The organism is Lysobacter sp. TAB13 (assembly GCF_052113885.1).
GTDB classification, from domain to species: domain Bacteria; phylum Pseudomonadota; class Gammaproteobacteria; order Xanthomonadales; family Xanthomonadaceae; genus Lysobacter; species Lysobacter gummosus.
In genome coordinates this window covers 1-436 of the sequence record NZ_JBFRDR010000221.1, presented here as the reverse complement: position 1 = coordinate 436, position 436 = coordinate 1, and the positions used below count along the sequence as shown (strand labels likewise).

Sequence of the window (436 nt, the reverse complement as noted above, 5' to 3'; positions counted from 1 at the left end):
GCCCAGGGCTGCGAAGGCCTGGAGAAGCAAGCGGTCCGCAGAAGGATTGGCGAGCCCGAGCCGGGATGGGCGGTCCTGCGCGACATCCGGCATCAGCCTGACGAGGAGCGAATTCGCAGCGAGGGCCTTTCCGCGCCATCCGAGCACGGCCGCAGGGAGGCCGATCATCTCGAGCGCGTGCGCAACGGTGCGGGCACGCTCCATGTCGAGCCGCGCTGCCAGGATGCCGGCGCGAGCAAAATGGGACCGTGTGCGATCGACCTGCGCGACGAGATCGCGGCCGACGGGCCCCGACGCATAGTCGCGTTCGGCATGGACGATGATGGTGTCGCCGCTTGGAACCTCGATCGCGGTCGCGACGCCGAAACCATAGCCGCGCGGGATGAAGAAGTCGCGATAGATCGGGTCCTGCGCCATTTCCTGCATCGTGAAGACG

At 67.4% G+C, this 436-nt stretch carries 1 protein-coding gene; it reads right to left on the bottom strand.

Annotated elements, in window-relative coordinates; all coding sequences use genetic code 11:
- A partial coding sequence (locus AB4Y92_RS25905) for a hypothetical protein (RefSeq protein ID WP_441822228.1) occupies positions 1-436 on the bottom strand: 436 nt, incomplete at both ends.